The 17696-nt window shown below is 57.0% G+C and carries 16 protein-coding genes; 10 read left to right on the forward strand and 6 right to left on the reverse strand.

Features of this window, described 5'->3' with window-relative positions; genetic code table 11:
- The first annotated feature begins 17 nt into the window (after positions 1–17).
- Positions 18–998 carry an EF-P lysine aminoacylase EpmA gene (gene epmA, locus QT230_RS01995; protein WP_308319814.1) on the forward strand — a complete coding sequence of 327 codons (981 nt, stop codon included), beginning with the start codon at positions 18–20 and terminating at the stop codon, positions 996–998.
- Positions 999–1011: 13 nt separating this feature from the next.
- Here epmA and QT230_RS02000 read toward each other — a convergent pair whose 3' ends face one another.
- Complete coding sequence (locus tag QT230_RS02000) at positions 1012–2562, reverse strand: DHA2 family efflux MFS transporter permease subunit (protein ID WP_308319815.1); 1551 nt, start codon at positions 2560–2562, stop codon at positions 1012–1014.
- Positions 2559–3764 carry an HlyD family secretion protein gene (locus QT230_RS02005; protein WP_308319816.1) on the reverse strand — a complete coding sequence of 402 codons (1206 nt, stop codon included), beginning with the start codon at positions 3762–3764 and terminating at the stop codon, positions 2559–2561. The genes QT230_RS02000 and QT230_RS02005 overlap by 4 nt, the downstream gene beginning before the upstream one ends.
- Positions 3765–3944: 180 nt before the next feature.
- Between QT230_RS02005 and QT230_RS02010 the strand changes: the two genes are divergently transcribed.
- Positions 3945–4607, forward strand: coding sequence for a TetR/AcrR family transcriptional regulator (locus QT230_RS02010; RefSeq protein ID WP_308319817.1), 663 nt, complete (start codon positions 3945–3947; stop codon positions 4605–4607).
- Here the strand turns inward: QT230_RS02010 and asd are convergent.
- From asd to rsgA, 3 genes are read right to left on the reverse strand one after another with little or no spacing between them, the layout of a single operon-like run.
- Positions 4584–5426, reverse strand: a complete 843-nt coding sequence (asd, locus tag QT230_RS02015; RefSeq protein ID WP_308319818.1) for an archaetidylserine decarboxylase — start codon at positions 5424–5426, stop codon at positions 4584–4586. The two genes, QT230_RS02010 and asd, sit on opposite strands and share 24 nt — an antisense overlap.
- A 10-nt stretch (positions 5427–5436) precedes the next feature.
- Positions 5437–6279: a sulfurtransferase gene (locus QT230_RS02020; protein WP_308319819.1), complete on the reverse strand. Its 843-nt coding sequence runs from the start codon at positions 6277–6279 to the stop codon at positions 5437–5439.
- A gap of 18 nt (positions 6280–6297) precedes the next feature.
- Entirely contained in the window at positions 6298–7317 is a 1020-nt protein-coding gene (rsgA, locus tag QT230_RS02025; protein ID WP_308319820.1) for a small ribosomal subunit biogenesis GTPase RsgA, read from the reverse strand.
- A 157-nt stretch (positions 7318–7474) separates the two neighbouring features.
- Here rsgA and orn point away from each other — a divergent pair, with 157 nt between their 5' ends.
- Positions 7475–8068 carry an oligoribonuclease gene (gene orn, locus QT230_RS02030; protein WP_308319821.1) on the forward strand — a complete coding sequence of 198 codons (594 nt, stop codon included), beginning with the start codon at positions 7475–7477 and terminating at the stop codon, positions 8066–8068.
- A 42-nt stretch (positions 8069–8110) separates the two neighbouring features.
- Here orn and queG read toward each other — a convergent pair whose 3' ends face one another.
- The gene (queG, locus tag QT230_RS02035) at positions 8111–9199 is read right to left on the reverse strand and encodes a tRNA epoxyqueuosine(34) reductase QueG (protein ID WP_308320108.1); all 1089 of its coding nucleotides are present in this window, start codon (positions 9197–9199) and stop codon (positions 8111–8113) included.
- Positions 9200–9393: 194 nt separating this feature from the next.
- Here queG and QT230_RS02040 point away from each other — a divergent pair, with 194 nt between their 5' ends.
- The 7 genes from QT230_RS02040 to hflX all read left to right on the forward strand — a co-directional run bounded on the left by QT230_RS02040 (position 9394) and on the right by hflX (position 17629).
- The gene (locus tag QT230_RS02040; protein WP_308320110.1) at positions 9394–10866 is read left to right on the forward strand and encodes an NAD(P)H-hydrate dehydratase; all 1473 of its coding nucleotides are present in this window, start codon (positions 9394–9396) and stop codon (positions 10864–10866) included.
- A 32-nt stretch (positions 10867–10898) separates the two neighbouring features.
- A complete protein-coding gene (gene tsaE / locus QT230_RS02045; protein WP_308320111.1) occupies positions 10899–11414 on the forward strand; it encodes a tRNA (adenosine(37)-N6)-threonylcarbamoyltransferase complex ATPase subunit type 1 TsaE in 516 nt (171 codons plus the stop codon).
- A complete protein-coding gene (locus QT230_RS02050) occupies positions 11405–12868 on the forward strand; it encodes an N-acetylmuramoyl-L-alanine amidase (protein WP_308319822.1) in 1464 nt (487 codons plus the stop codon). Before tsaE ends, QT230_RS02050 begins: the two co-directional genes overlap by 10 nt.
- A 9-nt stretch (positions 12869–12877) precedes the next feature.
- Positions 12878–14821, forward strand: a complete 1944-nt coding sequence (gene mutL / locus QT230_RS02055) for a DNA mismatch repair endonuclease MutL (protein ID WP_308319823.1) — start codon at positions 12878–12880, stop codon at positions 14819–14821.
- 77 nt (positions 14822–14898) lie between these two features.
- A complete protein-coding gene (miaA, locus tag QT230_RS02060) occupies positions 14899–15837 on the forward strand; it encodes a tRNA (adenosine(37)-N6)-dimethylallyltransferase MiaA (protein ID WP_308319824.1) in 939 nt (312 codons plus the stop codon).
- 195 nt (positions 15838–16032) lie between these two features.
- Positions 16033–16281 carry an RNA chaperone Hfq gene (hfq, locus tag QT230_RS02065; protein ID WP_280106403.1) on the forward strand — a complete coding sequence of 83 codons (249 nt, stop codon included), beginning with the start codon at positions 16033–16035 and terminating at the stop codon, positions 16279–16281.
- A gap of 37 nt (positions 16282–16318) precedes the next feature.
- A complete protein-coding gene (hflX, locus tag QT230_RS02070) occupies positions 16319–17629 on the forward strand; it encodes a ribosome rescue GTPase HflX (protein ID WP_308319825.1) in 1311 nt (436 codons plus the stop codon).
- Positions 17630–17696: the final 67 nt, after the last annotated feature.

The raw sequence follows: 17696 nt of genomic DNA on the forward strand, positions 1-17696 counted from the left end.
GTGTCTAAGGAGTAGTGATGGCCATTGATTGGCAACCCTCAGCGTCAATTGAAACGCTGCACGAGCGAGCGCGGTTATTGGTCCAAGTGCGCGCGTTTTTTGCCCAACGTGATGTGCTGGAAGTAGAAACGCCGGTGCTTGGGCAAGGTGGCAGCACGGATGTTCACTTGGTGTCACTTCACACCTTAGCACGCACGGATAAAGGTCAGCGCCGTCTCTGGCTACAAACCTCCCCTGAATTTCATATGAAGCGGCTGCTTGCCGCTGGCAGTGGGCCGATCTTTCAGCTCGCGAGAAGTTTTCGTGATGGTGAAGTAGGTGGGCGCCATAACATCGAATTCACCATGCTTGAGTGGTATCGGCCACAGTTTACGCTGGAAAAGCTGATTGATGAGACCGCTACCCTGATCATGACGCTGCTACCCAGTTTTCCCGGCCCGCTTGTGCATTATCGCTACCGGGAGTTGTTTCATACTCACTTAGACGTCGATCCCTTCACCACCTCAGTGGAAAAACTGCGTTCGTTGGCCGCTAAACGTGCGCAAATGCCCGCTCAGTCATTTGCTGACGAGGGGCGCGATACCTGCCTTGACCTACTGATGAGCGTGGTGATCGAGCCGCAGCTAGGCCAGCAGGAGCTCAGCGTGGTGACTGATTACCCGGCCAGCCAAGCGGCTTTGGCGCGCCGCCACCAAGATGTTGACGGTGAGTGGGTAGCATCCCGCTTTGAGGTCTATCTAAACGGTATTGAGCTGGCTAACGGCTACGATGAGCTGACCGATGCGGCTGAGCAGCGTGCCCGCTTTATTGAAGATAACGCCGAGCGCCGCCGCTTGGGCTTGCCAGAAGTGGATGTCGACGAGCGTCTGCTGGCTGCCCTTGAGCATGGAATGCCCGAAGGTGCCGGGGTAGCGCTGGGGATTGATCGCCTTATTCAACTGGCGCTGGGCAAAGCACGCCTGGAAGATGTGCTGGCATTCTCAACGCCTAATTGCTAAGCCGCAACAACGCTTATGCCTCAATGCGTTTAAGTAGGAACACTAACGGCACCGTGGCGACGTAGATCAGCCCCAGCCAGGTAAAGATGTCATTAAAGGCCAGTACTTGGGCCTGCTGTGAGACTCGCTGGGCCAGCATCGCGACGGCGGCGTGGTAGGCATCGGGTACCGAACCCGCGAGCATCGCCTGGTACTTGGCGATCTCCGTGACTACCACCTCGCGGCTGGTATCGATGGCCGGAATCAGTTGGTTCCAGTGAAAGTCCTCGCGAATGTCGCGCACGGTATCGAGCAGCGCCAGCCCGATAGCACCTCCCAGGTTGCGCATTACGCTGAACAGCCCGCTGGCGTTGCCCACCTCGTTGGGCGGCAGAGTGCCCATGGCGATACGCGAAGCCGGGATGATGCACATAATTAGACCCATGCCGCGTACGATCTGGGGCACGCAGAACTGCCAGAAGCCCGACTCGACGGTGAGGTTGCTGTTCATCATGGTGCCCACGCCGACCAGTAGTAGGCCAATGAACAGCATAATGCGCAGATCAAGACGGTTGGTCAGTTGGCCGACGACCGGCGCGCACAGAAACATCGTTACCCCGGTGACAAACATCACTTGGCCGATCTGCAGGCTTGAATAGCCGCGCACAAAACCGAAGAACAGCGGCATGATGTAGACCAGCCCATAGAGCGCGATGCCGATGATAAAGCCCATTCCCGCGCCGATCGCGAAGTTGCGGTTGGCAAAAGCGCGCAGATCGACAATCGGGTGGTCGTGGCGCAAGGTGCGGGTGAAAAACCACACCCCCGCTACCAGGCAAGTCAGGCTGAGTAGCATGATCTGCTTGCTGGCGAACCAGTCGTCGCCGGGCCCCTCCTCAAGCACGAACTCCAGCGAGCCGAGAAACAGGGCGATCAGTATCAACCCGATGATGTCCAGGTTGCGCGCCACGGCGTGGTTAGGCTTGTCGATGTCTAAGAACGTCCACGCCGCCCAGCACACCAGCGCCCCGGGAATCACGTTGGCCAGGAACAGCCAATGCCAGCTTAGCGTTTCGGTGATATAGCCGCCCACAGTGGGGCCGACCGAGGGTGCCATGGTCACTACCATGCCGATTACTGCCTGGACGCTGCCCATCACTCGCCGGGGAAAGATCGAAAAGCTCACTGCCTGGGTAATGGGAATCATCGCCCCGCCCATAAAACCCTGAATGGCGCGCAGTATAATGAGTTGCTCAATTGAGGTGGCCAGGGCGCAGCCGAGGCTCGCCAGGGTGAAGCCGACGCAGGAGAGGGTGAAGGCTACCCGGGTTGAGAGGATCCGCATCAGCATGCCCGACAGCGGGATCATCACAATTTCGGCGATCAGGTAGGCGGTCTGCACCCAGGAGATCTGATCTTCGCTGGCCGACAGACCTGCCTGGATCTCGTTGAGTGAACTGGCGACGATCTGAATATCCAGAATCGCCATAAACATACCGAACACCGCGGCGATGAAGCCGATGCGCTGCGGCCAGGGCGGCATGTCGCTGACGCCTGCGACTGCACCAGCGGTCACTTTGCTCACGAATCGGTCAGAGGGCCGGAAGATGCGGCCACCGGATGGGCCCTCTCTGTGGTCGCATCATCCGTTCGAGGGTTCAGTTCACGGGTGTCGATCTCGGGCATGGCGGATAGTCCTGCGCGTAGTCTACCTAACGCCTCGGTGGGGCCCGTAACGCGAATTTTGACCGGTACTCGCTGGACGATTTTGTTGAAGTTGCCGGTCGCATTGTCCTGGGGCAGTAGGCTGAACTCGGTGCCGGTGGCTGGCGACAAGCTGTCGACCACCCCCTGGTAAGTGATATCCGGGTAGGCATCGAGGTGTACCTCGACCGGCTGGCCGACGCGGATCCGCGCGAGCTGGGTTTCCTTAAAGTTGGCAGCCACGTAGGCCGAATCAATCGGTACTAACTGAAGAAGTGTCAACGACGGCTGGGCCAGCGTACCGGTCTCGACCCTAAGGTTACCGATTATCCCATCGCGAGGAGAGACGATTCGGGTCTTATCGAGCTGGTGGCGCGCATAGTCAAGATCGGCGCTGGCGGCGTCTAGATTGGCCTTGGCGCGGGTTACGTCGCTTTCGGCGACTGCCAACTGTCGCCGGGCTGATACGACGGCGGCACGACTTTTAGCCAGATTGGCTTCGGCGACTCGCAATGCGGCTTGGTCGTCTTCACGCTGTTGGCGCGAAGCATAGTTATTGGCAGCAAGGGAGGTGGAGCGTTCGAGATGCTGGCGCGCCTGATCAACGTTAGCTTGGGCGGCCTGCTGCTCCGCTATAGCCTGATCGATGGCCGCCTGCTGGAGGTCTACCTGACGGCGGGATTGGGTAATCGAGGCCGCTGCCACGGCCTGCTGTGCCTCAGCTTGGGTGACCTGGTCGTGATAACTTTCGGCGTCCAGGCGTACGAGCAGATCGCCTTGTTTGACTATCTGGTTGTCGTCCACCGCTACTTCGGCGACCCGTGCCGAGAGTTCCGCGCGCACCGCCACACTGTCGGTGCGCACATAGGCATTGTCGGTTTCTTCGATGAAACGACCAGTTTGCCACCAGCCTAGACCCCACCAGGCTAACGCCGACAAGCCAATAAGCCCGGCTAGTACGATGAGTAGTTTGCGCTTAGGTTTTTTGTTGGGCCCTGCCTTTCGGTCTGAGACTGAATCGCTGCTCTGGTGTTCGCCCTGGTGTTTGACCTGTACCTCGCTGCGCTTGCCTTCCGCTGCCATGGCCACTCCTCGATACCTACCGTCCCAAAGGGGTTTTCCTGGGAGGTAGAGACACCGCCCGTGGAAGTGAAGATGCATAGTGTAATGAATGCTACACTACATATCTAGCGCAAAAACATGTCATCCCCGCTTAGCGTCTCTATCATTGACGATCAATCGTATGCCTCAACGGGAGTGGAAATGCCTCGTTCAACAATATCTGGTTCGCCCGGTCACCCTAATAGTGCGGATGCCGCAGTGACTTCAAGAGGTATGGCGCGTCGTGAACGCCTGTTGGACGCTGCCCGAGATGTCTTTCTCGAACAGGGCTATGCAGGTGCCAGTGTTAACGAAGTGGTGATCCGCGCGGGCGGGTCGCTGGCGACGCTGTACAAGCAGTTTGGCAGCAAGGAGGGGTTATTTACCGCGGCCATGGAGCGCCATATCGCCACTGCATGGGCCGTGCTGGAAGAGGGGCGGCGGGATCATCATGCGCTTGAACAGGTACTCTACGAGCTGGGCCGCCGCATGTTGGCGCTGGTGTGTGATCCAGGGGTGATTCGTCTGGTTCGCGGTCTGGCCTTTGAGGCTGAACGATCCCCCGAGCTTTGCGAGCTGTTCCTTACCCGCGGTCCCGACCAGACCCGCCAGGCGTTAGCGGCATATCTTGGCGAGCAGATCACTGCGGGCCGCCTTGACCTTGATAACCCCCGCGAGGCGGCCGGTATGTTTACGGGTATGCTGCTGGGTGAGTGGCATATTGACGCGCTGCTTGGCCGCGACTTATGCCTTGATGAGGCGCAGTGCCGCGCCCGGGCACGGCGCTGTGTGGCGATTTTTCTATCGGGTGTGGCCCGTTCCTAGCGTCTGCCCCATTTGCACCATGGTGGCTGTGGGGAGCTCTGCGAAATTGACTTGGTCGGCAAAGCACATGACGACCGTGGAACCGAGCTTGAAACGGCCCATCTCGGCGCCTTTTTCTAGCGTGATGGGTTGGCCAAACTGCATGCGTTGCGGGTGTCCTGAAAGCGGTGTTACTTGCCCTGACCAGACGGTTTCGATAGCGGCAACGATCATCGCCCCGACCAATACCATTGCCATCGGGCCTTGCTGGGTATCAAAGATACACACTAGCCTTTCATTGCGGGCAAATAGGCCCGGCACGTAGTTGGCGGTGGCTTGGTTGACCGAGAACAGTCGCCCGGGGACGTAGATCATTTCGCGCAGGGTGCCGGTGACCGGCATATGCACCCGGTGGTAGTCCCGTGGCGATAGGTAAACCGTGGCAAAGCTGCCACCCAGAAACTCTTCTGCCAGCGCCGTATCGCCGCCCAGCAGGGATTGGGCGGAGTAGGTGTGGCCTTTGGCTTGCACCAGTTGCCCGGCCTGTAAACGCCCGTATTGGGAGAGCGTGCCGTCGGCGGGGCTTAGGATGCCATCGCCCAGTGGGCGGGCATCGGCTTTTAGCGCGCGGGTAAAGAAGTCGTTGAACGTGGCGTAGGCGGTGGGATCTGGCTCCAGCGCTTGGCTCATATCCACGTTAAAGCGTTTGATGAACGCCTTGATCAGGGTGTTTTTCACCCAAGGGTTGTCGCACTGGGCAAACTTGCCAGTCAGGCGCGAGAGCGCGTGGTGAGGCAACGGGTATTGGAGTAGCGAAAAGGCTTTTTGAGAAAGGATCACAGTAATATTTTCACTTCTCGATCGGTGTGTCGTCGCGGTTGCCCCACTCACCCCAGGAGCCCGCGTAGCCGCGCATATTGAAGCCCAAGGCTTTACCTACTAGCCAAGTGAAACTGCTGCGGTGGTGGCTCTGGCAGTGGGTGGCGATTTCCATATCGGGCGTGAGACCTAGGGCGCCTAGCTCGGTGATAAGCTCGGCGTAATCGCGAATGCGCAGCGCGCGGTGGCGATCCATGGCGTGCAGCCAGTCCATATTGACGGCACCGGGAATATGACCCAGATGTTTATTATTGCCGCGTACACCATCGTACTCATCTTTGGAGCGCGCATCCCATATCGCGAACTGTTTATCGTTGAGTTTCTCTTTGATCTCATCAAAAGTGATCAGGGTGTCGGGGTTGAGAATCTCAGCGCTGTATTCACTGGCTGTAGGGGCCGTCGGTTCGCTGCTTTCGTCCAGGCCCGCATCGCGCCAGGCGTGAATGCCGCCGTTTAAGTAGGAGTAGCGGGTATGGCCGATTAGATCTAGCGTCCACAATAAGCGTGCTGCCCAGCCGCCGCCTTCGTCATCGTAAGCTACTACGTGGGTATCGCGAGTAAGGCCTAGGGCACTAAACAGCCTGGAGAGCGCATCCACATCGGGAACGTCGCTGGGGACTGGCCCTTCACCGCGCATTAAATAGCGGAAATCGAGGAATATAGCGCCGGGCACATGGCCCTGGCGATAGCTGTCGCCGTTAATCGGCACATCGATAATCAGCAGGTTTGGATCACCCAAATGCTCCTGCAGCTGTTCGGGTTCAACGATCAGTGGCAGCAAGTTGGATTCCGACGATTGGCGTTCAGTGCTCATGGCTAACTCCTGTAGATCCTAGCTATCCAAACTATCGAGAATGCGCCGATAGCTGGTAAAGCGTGCTGGATGAATCTTGCCTGCCTCGACCGCGGCAAGTAAAGCGCAGCCGGGTTCATTGCGGTGGCGGCAGTCACGGAAGCGGCAGTGGCCAAGGAATTGGTGAAACTCAATAAAGCCGTCGGTGACTTCCTGCTCGTTAAGGTGCACCAAGCCAAACTCGCGAATGCCCGGCGAATCGATAAGGTCGCCGTCGGCCACCTCGGCGCGGCTCATGGTGTAGAGGCGTGCCGTGGTGGTGGTATGGGTGCCTTTGCGGGAGTCTTCCGAGAGCGCACCGATGCGCAGGGTTTCGTCGGGTAGCAAAAGGTCGATCAGCGATGACTTGCCGACGCCACTTTGGCCAACAAACACCGAAGTGCGACCTTCAAGCTGGCAGCGTAGCTCGTCTAGCCCGTTCTGGGTGGCGGTGGTGGTGCGCACCACGGGGTAACCTAAAGCGCGATAGCGTTCGAGTAGCTTACCCAGCTCGCCGCCATCTTCCGGCAGCAGGTCGGTTTTATTGAGCACCAGCACCGGCGCAATGCCGGTGGCTTCGGCGGCGACCAGATAGCGATCGATTAGGTTGGCGTGGGGCGCGGGTTCCACCGCGAACACGATCAACAGTTGGTCGATATTGGCGGCTACCGGTTTGAGCAGGCCGCGGGCGTCCGGGCGTTTAAGTACGCTATCGCGCTCTTCTCGGGCAACTACCACGCCGGAGCCTTCTTGCCCGGCGCGCCATATCACGCGGTCGCCAGTGACCAGGCCGTCAAGGTTGGCGCGTAAGTGGCAGCGCACCGGCTCATTATCGCTGTTACGCACTTCAAGGGTGCGTCCAAAGTGAGCGACAACACGGCCCGGCTGTTCGGCGCCGTATTCGCCAGCGGCGAGTTTTTCAGCGTCCTGCACGTCGCGCTTTTCCGCGCGCTGGGCACGTTCCGCCTGGACTTTCTCGACGCGCCACTGCTGCTGGCGACTTAATTTACGTTTGCTCATGACCACCTAATGATCGGTATAATAAATAGCATTGTACCTATCAAAAATATCTTTGTACTTATCAAGTGCTCAAGCTGTCCTGTATAGCTGCTTGGTAGGCCTATTTAAGGCACACTGGCATGATATTAATGACCATTTAGGCAAAGGGATAACGCTAATGAGCAACGAAACGACGGATTCAGCGGCGCCACGCGATGATCTGCTGGTGTGGATCGATCTAGAGATGACGGGTTTAGATCCAAATAAAGAGCGCATTATTGAAGTGGCCACACTCATTACCGATGCGGATTTGAACGTAGTTGCGGAAGGGCCGGTCATCGCGGTGAAACAGCCCGATAGCCTGTTGGCGCAGATGGACGATTGGAACCAGAAAACCCATGGCGAGTCGGGCTTAGTCGCCCGTGTGAAAGCAAGCCAGGTGGAAACAGCTGAAGCTGAGCAGCAAACGTTGGCGTTTCTGCAGCAGTACGCATTGGCGGGCTCCTCGCCGATGTGTGGCAACAGCATCCATCAGGATCGGCGTTTTCTGGAGCGAGAAATGCCTGCTCTACTCAACTTCTTTCATTACCGCAATCTTGATGTGTCTAGCATAAAAGAGGTGGCAAAACGCTGGAACCCCGGCGCGCTAGCGGGCTTTAGTAAGCAGAATGTGCACTTGGCCATGGACGATATTAAAGAGTCGATTGCTGAGCTTGCTCACTACCGGGATACATTTTTACGCGTTGATCAGCGTAGCGATGAAGAAGAATAGCTTGGAAGAATAGCTAGGCAGAGCAGTTAAGATGAGTAGCGTTTAAGACGCGTCAGTGGCAATGCGGTCAGCGCGCTTAAGGCGCTGCTCCTCAAGCGCCCAGGCGACGTGCTCACGCACCAAAGCGCTAGGGAAGCCGCGACGTGCCCACAGTGCGGCCTCAACGGTCTCGCTCCAAGGCGCGTTACCCAGGCCAATGGCAATATTGCGCAACCAGCGCTCGTAGCCAATACGCCGAATAGGGCTGCCGGCGGTTTTATCCAGAAACTCCGCTTCGCCCCAGGCAAATAGGCTGATCAGCGATGCGCGGTCTAGGTCATGACGCGGGGCAAAGTCATCTTCCTGGGTAATGCGGGTGAAGCGCGTGAAGGGGCACACAAGCTGACAGTCATCACAGCCGTAAATACGATTACCCATGGCGCGGCGGTACTCAACCGGAATCGCGTCGTGCAGTTCGATGGTGAGGTAGGAAATACATTTGCGCGAGTCGACCACTTTGTCGTCCACGATCGCGCCGGTGGGGCAGGCGGTTTGGCAAGCACTGCAGCTACCGCAGTGCTCTTGCACAAACGGTTCATCAATGGGCAACGGTAGATCGGTATAGAGCTCGCCCAGAAAGAATAGCGAGCCTGCTTTGGGGTTGAGCAGCATGGCGTTTTTGCCGAACCAGCCAAGTCCGGCTTTTTGGGCCAGGGCGCGCTCCATTACCGGCGCTGAGTCGACAAACGCGCGGTAGCCGAACTCGCCGACTTCCTGCTCAATTTTTTTGGCTAATTGGGCTAACCGTTTGCGTATTAGCTTGTGATAATCACGCCCTAAAGCGTAGCGCGAAACATAAGCGCGGCTGGGTTGGCCGAGTACCTTGGTGCTCTCCACTTCGGCGGGCAGGTAATCCATGCGCACGCTGACAATGCGCTGAGTGCCGGGTTCAAGTTCTGCAGGACGGGTGCGCTTGGTGCCATGTTTGGTCATAAAGCCCATTTCGCCTTGATAACCTTTTTCCAGCCACGCGTCTAGATGGGCTTCATGAGCCGATAGTTCAGTATCGGTGATGCCTACCTGCTGAAATCCCAGCTCGCGTCCCCAGGTTTTAATCAGGTCGGCAAGGCGAGCAAGCTGCGGGCCAGTCATTGCGACATTAGGGCGTTCAAGGGCAGTGGAATCCGGCATGATTATTCAAACAAGTCAGGCAAATGGAGAGTGAGTTCAATAGTATCAATCAACAGCAAGTATTAAGCGCGCTATGCTAACGCATTGGCAGCTATCACAACATGCGCATCAACATATGTGAAAAAGGAGCGATCGTGACGATCCCGAATACAACTATGCTACGCCCTCTTTACAAAGCCGCCCAGGTGCGTGAATTAGACCGTCGCACCATAGCGGGTGGTATTGAGGGGTTTGCATTGATGCAACGCGCCGCCTCAAGCGCTTGGCATAGTTTTCGTTCACGCTGGCCCCAGGCGCGCAGCTTAACCGTTGTGTGCGGGAGTGGTAATAACGGCGGCGATGGACACGTGCTCGCCGCGCTAGCGATGCAGTCCAACCTTAAAGTACAGCGGGTAACGCTAAAACCCCTCGAAGAGCTAAGCGGCGATGCGGCCCGCGCTGCTCAACTGGCAACATCGGCGGGAGTGGACTGCGAGGAATGGCACGCCGGGATCGAGTTGACTGGCGAGGTGATCATCGATGCGTTGCTGGGCACCGGTTTGACGGGCGAGATAGAGGGGCGCTTCAAGCGCGCGGTTGAAATGATCAATGCCGCGCATCGGCCAGTGCTGGCGATCGATATACCCTCCGGGCTGGTCGCTGACACCGGCGCTGTACTGGGGGTTGCGGTAGAGGCCGACTGCACGGTGACATTTATAGGCGATAAAGTAGGTCTTCATACTGGTGATGCGCCCGCTTATACCGGTGAAATCGATTTTCGCCCGCTGGGCGTAAAAGCTCAGGCGTATTTCGATATTCCCGCCACGGCTTGGCGGCTGGATGATTCGTTGTTGGCAGAAGCCTTTGCACCGCGTCGACGAACCAGCCATAAAGGCGATATGGGGCACGTGCTGGTCATGGGCGGCGCCCTCGGCTTTGGCGGTGCGGCGTTGCTGGCCTGCCAAGCCGCCGCGCGGCTGGGCGCCGGTAAAGTAAGTTTGGCGACAGCCCCTGAGCATATCACCGCCAGCTTGGTACGCTGCCCGGAAGTGATGGCGCACGGCGTTCGCGGAGGCGCGGAGGCGGCTGAGTTGCCCAGTGATGCAGATGTTGTGGTGGTAGGGCCTGGGCTTGGCCAGGCCGCCTGGGGGCAGGCGGTACTTCAAAGTGCGCTGCAGTCGAATGCGCCGCTGGTGGTCGACGCTGATGGACTGAATCTTTTGGCCCGCCAGTGGCCGGATGTTCGCCGTGATAACTGGATTTTAACTCCCCATCCCGGCGAAGCCGCGCGGTTGTTGGGCTGTTCGGTGGCCGATATTCAGGCCGATCGGCCTGCCGCCGCTCAGGCACTGCAGCGCGCTCGAGGCGGTGTCGTAATTTTAAAAGGCGCAGGCAGCCTCATCGCCGGCCCCAGTGGCTTGGTCGTTTGCCCTTACGGTAACCCCGGTATGGCCAGTGGCGGCATGGGCGATGTACTCAGCGGTATGCTGGGCGCGCTGGTTGCCCAGCGTGGCGAGGTGGAGTTCAGCGCTTGGTTGGGGACCATGATGCACGCGTTAGCGGCAGATTGCGCGGCCGAGCAGGAAGGCGAGCGTGGCCTGCTAGCCAGCGATCTGGCATCCTATGCGCGAAAATTGATTAATCCTTGAAGGCAGCCCACATGCAGGTGCAGTTAAATCCTATGCAGGTGCAATTAAATAACGAAGAGGCCCAGGTCGCGTTTGGCGAAGCTCTTGGGCGTATATTGCAAGGACGCGGGCTGGTGTATCTGGAAGGTGAGCTGGGTGCCGGTAAAACCACTTTGACCCGTGGTATTCTGCGCGCTTATGGCCATCTAGGAGCGGTTAAAAGCCCTACCTATACGCTGGTAGAGCCCTATGATTTAGGCGCTCAGCGTATTTATCATTTAGATTTGTATCGTTTGGCGGATCCTGAAGAGCTAGAGTTTATCGGTGGTCGCGATGTGCTTGCCGACGATGCGCTTAGTATTGTTGAGTGGCCTAGCCGCGGAGAAGGGTGGCTGCCTGAGCCGGATCTGCGTCTGAGGTTGGAGCTGGCTGATCCGGGGCGCTTGATTTCCTTAGCCGCAGGTAGTGATCAAGGTGAACGCATATTGACCGCCTTGCAACGTCGGATAAGTAACGTAAGTAAGCTAAGTTCTGACCAGTTGGAGAGTGGTGTGATTCAATGGAAATAAAGGGCATAGCGGCACGCGTAAATCGTGTATTAGTCGCCAGTTTTCTTGCCCTAGCGGCGGTTAATGTTCAAGCGTCCAACGTGGAAAGTATGCGTTTGTGGGCGGCGCCGGATCATGCCCGGCTGGTATTTGATCTCTCCGCCCCTACTAATGCCAACGTGTTTTCGCTGGAGAACCCGGCGCGGTTGGTGATTGACTTGGATGATACTCAGATGGATACCGACCCAAGCACGCTGCCTTTGCATGACAGTGCGATTGAGTCGGTTCGGACTGGCGTACGGGAGGGCGGTGGCCTGCGGGTGGTGCTTGAACTTAACCGCGAGATTGAACCGCGCCATTTCACCCTGACCCCGAATGATCAGTATGGGCACCGTTTGGTGGTCGATCTCGAATACCCAGGCGAAAGCGCTGTTGAAAACCCCATCGACCCCATCGAAGCGATGATTCGTGAGCAGGAGATTCAAGCGCAGAGAGCATCGGCTCAGGCGCAGTTGCCGGGCAGTGTCGAACCGCCCAGTAACGATGCTCCAGTTGAAGTTCAAGAAGCCAAGCCGCATCCGCGTAGAGATATTATTATTGCTATCGATGCTGGTCACGGTGGTGAAGACCCGGGGGCTATTGGACCTGCGGGTACTCGGGAAAAAGACGTCGTGCTAGAAATCGCTCGGCGTTTAGCTGCACAGGTGAACGGCACCGAAGGCTTTAAAGCCGTGCTTGTGCGGGACGGTGACTACTACATTGGGTTACGTCAACGTACTGCCCTAGCGCGTGAGCAGAAAGCCGACTTTTTTGTTTCCATTCACGCGGATGCCTTCACAAGTCCACGCCCTCAGGGTAGTTCGGTGTACGCGCTCTCTCAGCGTGGTGCCACCTCCGAAACGGCACAGTGGCTGGCCGATAGCGAAAACCGCTCTGATTTGATCGGCGGTGTCGATGGCAGCCTGTCGCTGCGCGATAAAGATCAAGTGCTGCGCGGCGTGTTGTTGGATTTGACCATGACCGCCACGCTCAATGATTCGCTGTCGATCGGCGGGCAGGTGCTGGAGCAACTGGGCAGAGTTAATCAGTTGCATAAAACCCGCGTTGAACAAGCGGGGTTTATGGTGCTGAAGTCGCCCGATATTCCTTCGCTATTGATTGAGGTGGGGTTTATCTCCAACCCTGATGAGGAGCGTCGCCTGCGGGATCCGGTGCATCAGTCGGGGCTTTCTCAGGCTATTTTCAGTGGCTTGCGCGATCACTTTCAGCGCTATCCGCCGCCTGCCAGCCTGCTGGCCTGGCAGCGTGATAATCAGCGCCGCCCCTCGGGTAACGAGTATCGAATCCAGTCGGGCGATACGCTGTCAGCGATTGCCGTGCGCCATGGCGTACCGGTAAATCAGCTCAAGCAGGCGAATGACATTAATGGTGACGTGATTCGAGTGGGCCAAGTGTTACAGATTCCTCGTTCATGAGGTGCCGTTTTGACTGATACAACGACTAAAGCACCGCGTATTCATGTGCTCGATCCCCGGCTGGCTAACCAAATTGCCGCTGGGGAGGTGGTTGAGCGCCCCTCATCGGTGACCAAAGAGCTGATTGAAAACGCCATCGATGCGGGCAGTCAGCGTATTGAAGTGGAAATCGAGCAGGGCGGCGCGCGGCTGATTAAGGTCCGCGATGATGGCATCGGCATCGGTGAAGAGGATTTGCCGCTAGCCCTGGCGCGCCACGCCACCAGTAAAATTGGCAGCCTGGAAGATTTGGAAGGGGTCAGCTCGTTAGGTTTTCGCGGTGAGGCGCTGGCATCAATCAGCTCTGTTTCCCGGTTAGAGCTGATCTCAAATGCGCAAGAAGACCCTCGCCATGGTTGGCGGGTAGTCGCTGAAGGACGAGGCATGGATGCTCGAGTGACGCCAGCTCCCCATCCTAGAGGCACCAGTGTTGGCGTGCGTGATCTGTTTTTTAATACTCCCGCTCGGCGCAAATTTCTGCGTACTGAGAAAACTGAATTTGCCCACGTGGAAGAGGCGTTTCGCCGCCAGGCACTGTCCCGCTATGACATCGCCTGGGTATTGCGCCATAACCAGAAAGTGATTCATCAGTTGCCAGTAGGCCACTCCGCGGCGGCCCGCGAACGGCGCATTGCCTCGCTGCTAGGTAAGAATTTTATTGAGCACGCCCGCTATATAGAACGCGAAGCGGGCGGCTTGCGGCTAAGTGGCTGGGTGGGGCTGCCTACTCATTCGCGCTCACAGGCCGATCAGCAGTACTTTTTCGTTAACGGGCGGGTGGTGCGCGATCGCCTCGTTGCCCATGCCGTGCGTCAAGCCTACCGTGATGTACTATTTAATGGCCGCCATCCGGTGTTTGTGCTCTATCTAACGCTTGATCCGGACGTGGTAGACGTCAATGTTCATCCGACTAAACACGAAGTGCGCTTTCGCGATGGTCGAATGGTGCATGACTTCCTCTATTCGAGCCTCCATCACTGTTTGGCATCTTCCAAGCCCACTGAAAGCGGTGAGGAAAATAGCGACGAAGTGGCGAATGGTGTCGGCGCTCACCAGCAGCCAGCACATGATCAGCCTCCCCGGGTAGATGAGGGGGGCAGCGAAAACGTTGAACAACCCCGCTGGCAGCAGCAGGGTATTGCGCTCACACATACGCCGGATCGACACCCTGGGGCTGAGCGCGTACGCCGCTTTATGCAGGGTTATCAGGCACTTCACCCCGATCACGAAGAGACGCTGTTAACGCCTCAGCCGAGTGCCTCCAGCGAGCGGGGCAATGAGGTCCGTGAAGCGCCCCTGGCGATGCCCGACAACGACCCCACTGCAGCGCCGCCGCTGGGGTTTGCGCTGGGGCAGTTGCACGGTATCTATATCCTAGCTCAGAACGCTGAAGGGTTAGTGCTGGTGGATATGCATGCCGCCCACGAGCGAATTGTCTATGAGCGCATGAAAACTCAGTTGGCCGCTGCTAAAGGACTGGATGCGCAGCCGCTGCTAGTGCCTGTTTCCATCGCCGCTAGCCGAGCGGAAGTGGCCACGGCAGAGAGCGAGCAAGAAGCGATTGCAAAGCTGGGTATTGAGCTTGATATCGCCGGGCCGGAGACACTGCTGGTGCGTCAATTGCCCGCTTTGCTTGCCCAAGCTGACCCTGAAGCGTTGGTGCGCCAGATGCTGGAGGAGTTGGCGTGGTATGGGCGTACCCATCAAGTGGAGACTCGCTTGCATGAGTTGCTCTCCACCATGGCCTGCCACGGCAGCGTGCGAGCCAATCGCCGGCTGACGATCGACGAAATGAACGCGCTGCTGCGCGATATGGAGCGTACCGAACGCAGCGATCAGTGCAACCACGGGCGTCCTACATGGACGCAAATGGGTCTCAAAGCGCTTGATCGGCTGTTCTTGCGCGGACAGTAGCGGCGCGGGCATTCTACTCGGTTAAGCTATATTTTTTTACCTATTATATTTTCTAGCGATTGGGAGTTTTAGTGCGCATGGCTGATACGCGTCCTTGGGCGATTTTTTTAATGGGACCGACGGCCGCCGGGAAAACCGACACTGCGATGGCGCTTCACGAGCGTTTAGGTCATGAACTGATTAGCGTTGACTCGGCCATGGTGTATCGCGGTATGGATATTGGCAGCGCCAAGCCCAGCCCTGCCGAGCTCGCTCGTGCGCCCCACCACCTGATCGATATTCGCGATCCTGCAGAGCCTTATTCCGCCGCCGACTTCCGTGAAGATGCGCTGCAGCTAATGCGACAAATCAGCGCGGCGGGCAGGGCTCCGCTGTTGGTCGGTGGCACTATGCTTTACTACAAGCGGCTGGTCGAAGGCGTGGCTAATTTACCCTCTGCAGACCCGGTAATTCGTCAACGACTCGAAGCCCAGTGGCGCGCTGGAGGGTTATTATCGCTGCATAAACAGCTGGCTGAGGTGGATCCGATCTCCGCTCAGCGTATTCACCCTAATGACCCTCAGCGCTTAATGCGTGCATTAGAGGTGTATTGTGCCAGCGGGCGCCCGATGAGTGAGCTATGGGCAGAGCAGCAGCCGGAAACCTTTCCATGGCGGGTGCTGTCGATAGCTCTGGCGCCCGTTGACCGTGCTTTATTGCATCAGCGCATTGCCCAGCGTTTCGAAGTAATGCTGGGTAAGGGCTTGATAAATGAAGTCACCGCCCTCAAAAAGCGTGATGACTTACATTTAGGCCTGCCGGCGATGAAGAGCGTTGGTTATCGTCAAGTGTGGGAGTACCTGGAAGGTGAGTACGATTACGCTACGCTTGTTGAGCGGGGCGTCATTGCCACTCGTCAGCTCGCTAAGCGACAGCTAACGTGGTTGAGAAGTTGGCCAGAGCTCAAGTGGATAGATTCACAGAGCTCTGACGCGTTGGATAAGGTGCTGAAACTCGTGCGTGAAAGCGGTGCTTAGCGTAAGATAGTCGTTCAAAGAAGTTCTTCAAGAAAGTGAATGAGTAAGCGTGTGTTTGCGAGTGGCCAGCAGGCTCTTTCGTCGACACTGAGCCTTTCAGGCAAAAGTAGGCCTTCGGGCATTAAACGTGCGGCGTAGCACTGGTAGGGCACGCCATTGATAATTAACCCCAACGACAGTTTTAGGGAGAGCAACATGTCCAAAGGGCAGTCCCTTCAAGACCCATACTTGAACATTTTGCGCAAAGAGCGCATCCCGGTCTCGATCTTTTTGGTTAACGGCATTAAGTTGCAGGGTCAGATCGAATCGTTTGACCAGTTTGTTATCTTGCTGCGCAATACCGTCAGTCAGATGGTTTATAAACACGCTATTTCCACGGTCGTGCCATCTCGTAACGTTCGTCTGCCCGCGCAAGATCCGGCAGATCAGGATGCAGAGATTTAACATCGCTGGATTAGCAAGAGAGCCCACGAGGTATTGATTGTTTTTCGAACGCCCAGACGCCGGTGAAACGGCAGTTCTTGTTCATGTCGATTTTCATGATGAGCAAAAACGTGAAGACCCGGGTGAGTTTTTAGAACTCGTGCGCTCTGCTGGTGCAGAGCCTGCGACTCTACTCACTGCTAGCCGACACCGTCCCGATTCACGTACGTTTATTGGGTCAGGTAAGTTGGAAGAGCTGCGGGCACTGCTCGCGGCTCATGCGGCAGAACTAGTGATCTTCAACCACAGCTTAAGTCCCTCTCAAGAGCGCAATGTTGAGCAAGAGCTCAAATGCCGAGTGCTTGACCGTACCGGTCTGATTCTCGATATCTTTGCGCAGCGGGCACGAACCCATGAAGGTAAGCTGCAAGTAGAGCTTGCTCAACTCGAGTATATGTCCACTCGCCTAGTGCGCGGCTGGACACACCTTGAACGCCAAAAAGGCGGTATTGGTCTGCGCGGCCCAGGTGAAACACAGCTTGAAACCGACCGCCGCTTATTGCGTGGACGGATTAAATCGATTCATAAACGCCTGGATAAAGTACGTAGCCAGCGCGACCAAAATCGCCGCGCCCGTGCGCGTGCTGAAATTCATAGCGTATCACTGGTAGGCTACACCAACGCGGGTAAGTCGACGCTGTTTAACGCCTTAACCAATGCCGAGGTTTACGCCGCTGACAAGCTGTTTGCGACGTTAGATCCAACGCTGCGGCGGCTTGAAATAGAAGACGTTGGCCCAGTCGTAATGGCGGATACCGTCGGGTTTATTCGTCACCTGCCACATAAGCTGGTTGAAGCCTTTCAAGCCACGCTGCAGGAAGCATCGGAAGCAACGCTACTGGTTCACGTGATTGATGCGGCAGATCCTGATCGCGAGTTAAACGTGGAACAGGTAGAACTGGTGCTAAAAGAGATCGGTGCCGATGACGTGCCGGTGCTCAAAGTGATGAATAAAATTGATAAGCTCGACAGCGCACCGCGAATTGAGCGTGACGGTCATGGCGTGCCAGAGGTTGTATGGCTCTCGGCCCAGCAGGGGCAGGGGCTGGATCTGCTGCATGAAGCGCTGACAGAGCGCTTGGCAAATGACGTTATTGGCTTTTCACTGACACTCACTCCTGAGCAAGGTAAGCTGCGTGCTGGGTTGCATGAGTTAAATGCGGTTCGCGAAGAGGCCTTTGACGAGCAGGGCCATTCAGTGTTGGATGTGCGTTTGCCGCGGCGCGATTTTAATCAATTGATGGCACAGTTAGGCGAACGTGCCAATACCTATTTGCCTGAAGCGCTACGCGAGTCCGAAGAGTGGTAGGCACTTTGTTGATCACTCTAAAGCGCTACCAGTATTCTGTATCGTATAAAAATGGTACAAGATTCAT

This window comes from Halomonas sp. SpR8 (genome assembly GCF_031010195.1).
Classification (GTDB): Bacteria; Pseudomonadota; Gammaproteobacteria; order Pseudomonadales; family Halomonadaceae; genus Vreelandella.

Excerpts from the sequence above, each read along its gene's own strand:
- epmA (WP_308319814.1), top strand. The coding sequence starts at position 18 with ATGGCCATTGATTGGCAACCCTCAGCGTCAATTGAAACGCTGCACGAG.
- QT230_RS02005 (WP_308319816.1), bottom strand. The coding sequence starts at position 3,764 with ATGGCAGCGGAAGGCAAGCGCAGCGAGGTACAGGTCAAACACCAGGGC.
- QT230_RS02010 (WP_308319817.1), top strand. The coding sequence starts at position 3,945 with ATGCCTCGTTCAACAATATCTGGTTCGCCCGGTCACCCTAATAGTGCG.
- QT230_RS02020 (WP_308319819.1), bottom strand. The coding sequence starts at position 6,279 with ATGAGCACTGAACGCCAATCGTCGGAATCCAACTTGCTGCCACTGATC.
- rsgA (WP_308319820.1), bottom strand. The coding sequence starts at position 7,317 with ATGAGCAAACGTAAATTAAGTCGCCAGCAGCAGTGGCGCGTCGAGAAA.
- orn (WP_308319821.1), top strand. The coding sequence starts at position 7,475 with ATGAGCAACGAAACGACGGATTCAGCGGCGCCACGCGATGATCTGCTG.
- queG (WP_308320108.1), bottom strand. The coding sequence starts at position 9,199 with ATGACTGGCCCGCAGCTTGCTCGCCTTGCCGACCTGATTAAAACCTGG.
- QT230_RS02040 (WP_308320110.1), top strand. The coding sequence starts at position 9,394 with ATGCTACGCCCTCTTTACAAAGCCGCCCAGGTGCGTGAATTAGACCGT.
- tsaE (WP_308320111.1), top strand. The coding sequence starts at position 10,899 with ATGCAGGTGCAATTAAATAACGAAGAGGCCCAGGTCGCGTTTGGCGAA.
- QT230_RS02050 (WP_308319822.1), top strand. The coding sequence starts at position 11,405 with ATGGAAATAAAGGGCATAGCGGCACGCGTAAATCGTGTATTAGTCGCC.
- miaA (WP_308319824.1), top strand. The coding sequence starts at position 14,899 with ATGGCTGATACGCGTCCTTGGGCGATTTTTTTAATGGGACCGACGGCC.
- hfq (WP_280106403.1), top strand. The coding sequence starts at position 16,033 with ATGTCCAAAGGGCAGTCCCTTCAAGACCCATACTTGAACATTTTGCGC.